General features: G+C 63.9%; 4 protein-coding genes. 3 read left to right on the forward strand and 1 reads right to left on the reverse strand.

Translation table 11 applies throughout. The features are described from left to right. Positions 1 to 27 precede the first annotated feature (27 nt). From AC3WLP_RS16620 to AC3WLP_RS16630, 3 genes are all read left to right on the forward strand, one after another. The gene (locus tag AC3WLP_RS16620; protein ID WP_088513110.1) at positions 28 to 2,583 is read left to right on the forward strand and encodes a fimbria/pilus outer membrane usher protein; all 2,556 of its coding nucleotides are present in this window, start codon (positions 28 to 30) and stop codon (positions 2,581 to 2,583) included. Between the two features lie 172 nt (positions 2,584 to 2,755). Then, positions 2,756 to 3,874, forward strand: a complete 1,119-nt coding sequence (locus AC3WLP_RS16625) for a nitrilase-related carbon-nitrogen hydrolase (protein WP_014754038.1) — start codon at positions 2,756 to 2,758, stop codon at positions 3,872 to 3,874. Positions 3,875 to 3,878: 4 nt separating this feature from the next. Next, on the forward strand, positions 3,879 to 4,919 hold the full coding sequence (locus AC3WLP_RS16630) for an AraC family transcriptional regulator (RefSeq protein WP_017147831.1): 1,041 nt from the start codon (positions 3,879 to 3,881) through the stop codon (positions 4,917 to 4,919). A 290-nt stretch (positions 4,920 to 5,209) separates the two neighbouring features. Here the strand turns inward: AC3WLP_RS16630 and AC3WLP_RS16635 are convergent, their stop codons facing one another. Further along, positions 5,210 to 6,034, reverse strand: coding sequence for a DUF2242 domain-containing protein (locus AC3WLP_RS16635; protein WP_012053268.1), 825 nt, complete (start codon positions 6,032 to 6,034; stop codon positions 5,210 to 5,212). Positions 6,035 to 6,310 lie beyond the last annotated feature (276 nt).

Raw genomic sequence — 6,310 nt, forward strand, 5'->3', positions numbered from 1 at the left:
TGCCGGGATATGAAATAGGTTTCTGGTATGTCTCTGTCCATCGCCCCCCACCCCGTCGAGGGAGCCGATGCAGGCGCGCACGCGTTCAGTGGCGGCACGCTTCGTCCGGCCTGGAAGCTCAACGCCCTGTCATTGGTCATCTGCACCGCGCTGCCCAGCCTTGCATCGGCGCAGGACGCCGCCCACCTGCAGGGCTTCAACACCACCTTTCTGCAGGGTGCGCAATCGGCGGTCGACCTGCAAATGCTGCTGTCGGCCAACAGCGTGCTGCCGGGCAACTACCGGGTAGACCTGTACAGCAACGAAGTGCTGGTAGGCCGGCGTGACATCGAATTCAACCGCCACCCACAGACTGGGCGGGTGGAACCCTGCCTGACCCTGGAACTGCTCGAGCAGCTGGGTATCGACATGGACAAGCTCAAGGCACAGGGGCGCCTGGATACCGCCTTGGCCTGCCACGACCTGGCCGCACTGATCGACCAGGCCAGCCTGAGCTACGACTCGGGTCACCTGCGCCTGTCCGCCAGCATCCCGCAGGTCGCCATGAAACGCGGCCTGCGCGGCTACGTCGACCCGCAACTGTGGGACGCAGGGGTGTCTGCGGCGTTCGTGAACTATCAGTTCAACACAAGCCGCAGCGCCGGCGATGCCGAGACCCGCATCGCCAACAACCTGAGCCTGCGCAACGGCATCAACCTGGACAGTTGGCGCTTGCGCAACGAGTCGAACTTCAGCAGCGGCACCGGGCAGCCGGACACCTTCAAGAGCAACCGCAGCTATGTGCAGCACGACGTGACCGCGCTCAAAGGCCAGTTCAGCGCCGGTGACATTTTCAGCGACACCGACCTGTTCGACAGCGTGCGCTACCGCGGCCTGAAGCTGGCTTCGGACGAAGGCATGCGCGCCGACAGCGAGCGCGGCTACGCACCTGTGGTGCGTGGCGTGGCGCAGACCAGCGCCAGGGTCGAGATTCGCCAGAACAACTACGTGCTCTACACCGCCAACGTACCGCCCGGCCCGTTCGAGATCAGCGACATCTACCCCAGCGGCTCCAATGGCGACCTGGAAGTCACCATCATCGAGGCCGACGGCCGTCGGCGGGTCACCGTGCAGGCCTTCTCCAGCCTGCCGCTCATGGTCCGTGGCGGTCAGGTCAAGTACAGCCTGTCCGCTGGACGCTACAACAGCAACACGGAGGGCCTGGCCACGCCGCAGATGCTCAGTACGACGCTGGCTTACGGCCTGACCAACACCGTGACGGGCGTCTTTGGCCTGCAAGCCACCCAAGACTATAAGGCAATGGCCGTGGGCAGCGGCCTGAACACACTGCTGGGCGCCTTTTCGCTCGATGTCACCCACTCCTCGAGCAAGGCCCAGGGCCAGACCACCCAGGGCAACAGCTTGCGGGCGCTATACGCCAAGACATTCACCGGCACCGACACCAACTTTACCCTGGCCGCCTACCGCTATTCCACCGAGGGCTTCCGTACCCTCACCCAGCATGTCGAGGACCTAAGCGCCAGCGCGATCAAGCGCAGTGGCAACTCCAAGACCCGCACCGACCTGACCATCAACCAGAGCCTGGGCCGCAACCGCGCGTTCGGCAGCCTGTATCTGACCGCCACCGACCAGCGCTACTGGAACCGCGGCGGTTCGCAGAGCCTGACCGCCGGATACAGCAACAACTGGGGCGAGATCTCCTACAACCTGGACGTCAGCCGCACCAAGGAGCTGGGGAACTCAGGCCCTTCGGGGCAAGATACCCAGCTCAACCTGTCGGTATCGTTCCCACTCGGCAGCCGCGCCCGCGCACCGCGGGCGTTCGTCACCACCAGCACACAGAAGGGCAACGACACCACCCAGGCCGGCATCAACGGCTACCTGTCGGAGACCAGCGACACCTTCTACTCGATCCAGGGCGGCCACAGCCGCACCAGCGGCAGCTCGGCATCGGCCAACCTGAACACCCGCACTTCGGTCGCCGACATCAGCCTGGGCTATAGCCAGGGGCGCGGCTACGACTCGCAGAACCTGAACATTGCCGGCGCCGTGGTTGCCCACCAGGGCGGCATCAACCTCGGCCAGTCGCTCAGTGAGACCTTCGCCCTGGCCGAAGTGCCGGGTGTGAAGGGCGCAAAGATCAGCAGCTATAGCGGTGTGGAGACCGGGCGCAATGGCTATGCGGTGATCCCCAGCGCCCAGCCCTATCGCGTCAACTGGATCAGCCTGGACACCAGTGACCTGGGGGGCGACATCGAAATCGACAACGCCACCCAGCAGTTGGTGCCTCGCCGCGGTGCCGTGGTGCTTGCCCGCTATACCGGCAAGAGCGGGCGTCGGGTGCAGTTCGAGCTGTTCGACGAGCGCGGTCAACTGATACCGTTCGGGGCCTCGGTCGAGGACGCTGCGGGCCAGCAACTGGCAATTTCCGACCCGAGCGGCAAGGCATTGTTACTCCTGGAACAGGACCAGGGCAGCCTGACCATCAAGTGGGGTGAGCGCCAGTGTTCGGCACCTTACAACCTTCCGGAACGGGACAAGGCAGTTAACTATGAACGTCAGCGCCTGGCTTGCCGGCCGTGACACCCGCTCTTGTCTGCAGAGAATGCTCATAAGCGCCCGGTAGCTTTGGTATGATCAAACGCGACTCTGCAAGAAGGCAGCGCAACAAGGATTCCGATGCTGATGAATAAGGCCGCACCATGTCCTTGATTTCCCGCATGGCCACTCCATTTTTAGCGAATACCCACGCTTGATGCGAAAACTCCTGGCAAGCGCTCTGGCGCTGGTGATGATCGCCGCCCTCTGCGGCTATGGCTTCTGGACCCAACAGCGCCCGGAAGGCCACTACCTGTCCGACCTGCGCATCGAACTGGCGCTTAACCATGGCGTCCCGGGCGAGCACGGCAACCTGCTCGGTGTCGAACCACTGCTGTACCCGGGCGACTATCAGAACTTGCAACGCCTGCACCGCAAGCTCGCAGCCTATCTGGAGCAAGCCCGCGCCCAAGGCCTGGTGAACCCGCGCACGGTGGTGGTGCTGCCGGAACACATCGGTACCTGGCTGTGGGCGCGCGGAGAGAAGAGCGAGCTGTATCAAGTCACCCAGAGCCACGAAGCCCAACAATGGCTGGAACTGAGCAACCCGCTGCGCTATGGCCTCGCGGTTCTTGGCGCTGACGGCGACGACTGGCGCGCCGATGCGCACTTGCGCATGAAGGCCGAGCAGATGGCCGCAGACTACCAGCAGCTGTTCGGCGGCCTGGCCAAGGAATTTGGCGTCACCTTGGTGGCCGGTTCGATCGTGCTGCCCGAACCTTATGTGAAACAAGGCGTACTGCATACCGGCCGTGGCCCGCTGTTCAACAGCAGTGTGGTGTTTGCCGGTGACGGCTCGCTACTGGGGCAGCCCCAGCGCCAGCAATATCCCGACAGTGAAATGCGCCGCTACGTCCACGACGGCCGCCAGCACCCGCTGCAGGTCGTGCAGACCCCGGCCGGGCGCCTGGGGATACTGGTGGGCAGTGACAGCTGGTACCCGGAAAACCACCAGCAACTGACTGAACAAGCCGTACAACTGATCGCCAACCCAGCGTTTCTCAGTGGCAAGGGCAGCTGGCAAGCACCCTGGCGGGGAAATCGCCACCAGGATGCCAGCGCCGGGCTGGCCTTGCAGCGCGGCGAAGTCAGTGAACAGGCGGCTTGGCAACGCCTGACCGAAGTGGCCGGAACCGACATCAGCAGTATGAGCGTGTTCATGCGCGGGCAGTTCTGGGAACAGGGCAGCGATGGCCAGGGCTTTGCCCGCCAGTCGGGAGCGTTGCTTGCCGCCCCTCCCAGCCCAGGTGCCCGCCTGCTGAATGTGTGGCTGTAAGCCCATGGCCCGCCCCCGCGTGCGCCTGGGCGAACTGTCGGTGGGTTTTGTCCAGCCTTTGAGCGAAGCCCTGCGCGAGCTGGGCCACGACCCTGAACCATTGCTGCGCCGCTACGGCCTGGACGCGACACGCCTGGGCGAAGCCGGCGCACGCCTGTCCATCCCCCGCTACATGCATCTGGGCCACGCGGCAATCGAAATGAGCGGCGAGGCTGCTCTAGGCCTGCGTATGGGGCGCCTGAGTCGTCTGGCGCATGCTGGCCTGGCCGGGGTCACCGCGGCCCAGGCCCCCACCTTGGGTGAGGCCGCGCGCACCCTGCTGCGCTTCGAGCCGCTTTACGCGGCCAACTACCGTGGCCATTCCCGCTTTGTGGAAGATGCCCAGGGCGCCTGGCTGCGCTTCTACTCCATCAGCCCGTATAACGACTACAACCGCTTTGTGGTCGACTCACTGTTGGCCGGCTGGCTGGCCCAGTTGACCGACCTTGCCGGCACCCCAGTGCAGGCTGAACGCCTGGAGATCGAGTTTGCCGCGCCCTCCTATGCCGCCCGCTACCAAACGCTCTGCAGCACGCCTGTGCAATTCGCCGCCGACGGCAATCAGCTGCGTCTGAGCCGCGCCACCTTGCAACTGGCCAACCCAGCGCATTGCCCAAGTACCTGGCAGCACCTGTTGCAGTTGTGCGAAGCAGAGCTGCTGCAGCGCACGCGAGTGCGTAGCCTGGGTGAGCGCATTACTCACCTGCTGGGCCCGCTGCTCAATGGCGGCCGTGAACCGGACCTGGAGGAAGTGGCGCTGCACTTGCAACTGCCAAGCTGGACCTTGCGCCGCAAGCTCGCCGAAGAAGGCACGCGTTTTCGCGACTTGCTCAACGAAACACGGCGCGACCTGGCCGAGACCTACATCCGTGATACGGAACTGGCCTTTGGCGAGATAGCCTATCTGTTGGGGTTTGCTTCGGCCGAGGCCTTCCAGCGCGCATTCAAGCGCTGGACGGGCCTCACGCCGGGGGCGTTCCGCCGCAGCCAGCGGCAGCCGGGCTAGAGTTCGGTGGCGTCGTCGGCCGGTTCCGGGGTGTCCAGTTCGTAAGCCTGGGTTTCGAGAAGTTCTTCCTGGTATTCATCCATTGCCCTGCGTCCTCTTTGCTCATTTTGCCTTTGTAGGTATCGCCTTCAGCCTAAGCAGGTGGGATGAAGGGATGATGACAAGCTTATGAGTGGTAAACGTAGCAGGTGTTCAGGAAGTTATCGCGAGGCGTCTGTAACAGGGGATGTTTACAGCCTGAACCGGCCCTTTCGCGGGCTGCCGGCGAAAAGGCCGGTTCAGGCGACCCATCAAAGGGAGGGGGCGGCGGCCTCGGCCGGCTGGGCATCCTGCTGCACCTGAATGGGTGCAGCTTCGGCCGGCGGGGCCACAGGCTGCGAACCCTGGCTGTCATCCACCACCGGCGCCGCTGCCGCCTCGCTGGCCGGGGCTACCCCCGCAGGTGCAGGCGTCGCTTCAACCAACGGCGCAGCTGCCGGGGCCGGCGCCACCGGGTTTGCCGCCGCTTGCTCCGGAAGCCCAAGGTCAGCCGCCGGTTTTTCAACCTTCGGCGCTGGCGCTTCGACCTTGGCCTTGCTCACTTTTTTCGGCTTGGGCAGGTAACTCTCCACCAAGGCGAAATAGCGGTCATAGAACTGCGCCGCGGTCACCGTCTCACTGGCCACCTTGACCATCGAGTCGTCACTGGAGCCGATCGGCATCGACACCGAACCCAGCACCCCCACGCCCAGGCTGGCGGAGGTGTTGGACTTCTTCAGCGCATAGCGGTCCTGGAGGGCGTTGGCGAACATGGTCGAGCGCTGATCGTCGCTCACGTCCGGCGCACAGGTGACATTGAAGCTGATCTGCAGGTGGTTCTCGCTGTTTTGCTGAAAGCTCTTGTTACCCACCACCTGGTTGGCGCCGCTGCTGGTGATGATGTATCCCTGGCTAAGCAAAGCACGCCGGGCGGCCTCGCAAGAGCCGGCATCGCTCACCGGAAAGCTGCGCGAGAAGGTGCCCGAGTCATCGAAGTTCTCGTGCTCGTAGACGGCCGCTTTTTTCGAGGAACAACCGGTCACGCCCGCCAGCACCAGGGCCAGCCCGAGCGCACCAAAGACGGAAGATCTGGTCATTGCGAATTCCGGGTATGTCGGGAAAGTGCCTATTGTGCAACACAGCAGGCAGGCACAGGAACCGCTGGTCGGTGAAGAATCTGTCAGGCTGGTGTAAATCTGGGTAAAGGCAGGCACTTGCCAGGCGCACCAACGAAAAAAGCGACCCGAAGGTCGCTTTAACGTTGCTTCAAGGCGTTCATGGGGCCTTAAAGCGAAGATGGCGCAGCGGACGGGACTCGAACCCGCGACCCCCGGCGTGACAGGCCGGTATTCTAACCGACTGAACTACCGCTG

The organism is Pseudomonas sp. FW305-E2, assembly GCF_058782925.1.

Coding starts and splice junctions, on each gene's coding strand:
- AC3WLP_RS16635 (WP_012053268.1), bottom strand. CDS start 6,034: ATGACCAGATCTTCCGTCTTTGGTGCGCTCGGGCTGGCCCTGGTGCTG.
- AC3WLP_RS16620 (WP_088513110.1), top strand. CDS start 28: ATGTCTCTGTCCATCGCCCCCCACCCCGTCGAGGGAGCCGATGCAGGC.
- AC3WLP_RS16625 (WP_014754038.1), top strand. CDS start 2,756: ATGCGAAAACTCCTGGCAAGCGCTCTGGCGCTGGTGATGATCGCCGCC.
- AC3WLP_RS16630 (WP_017147831.1), top strand. CDS start 3,879: ATGGCCCGCCCCCGCGTGCGCCTGGGCGAACTGTCGGTGGGTTTTGTC.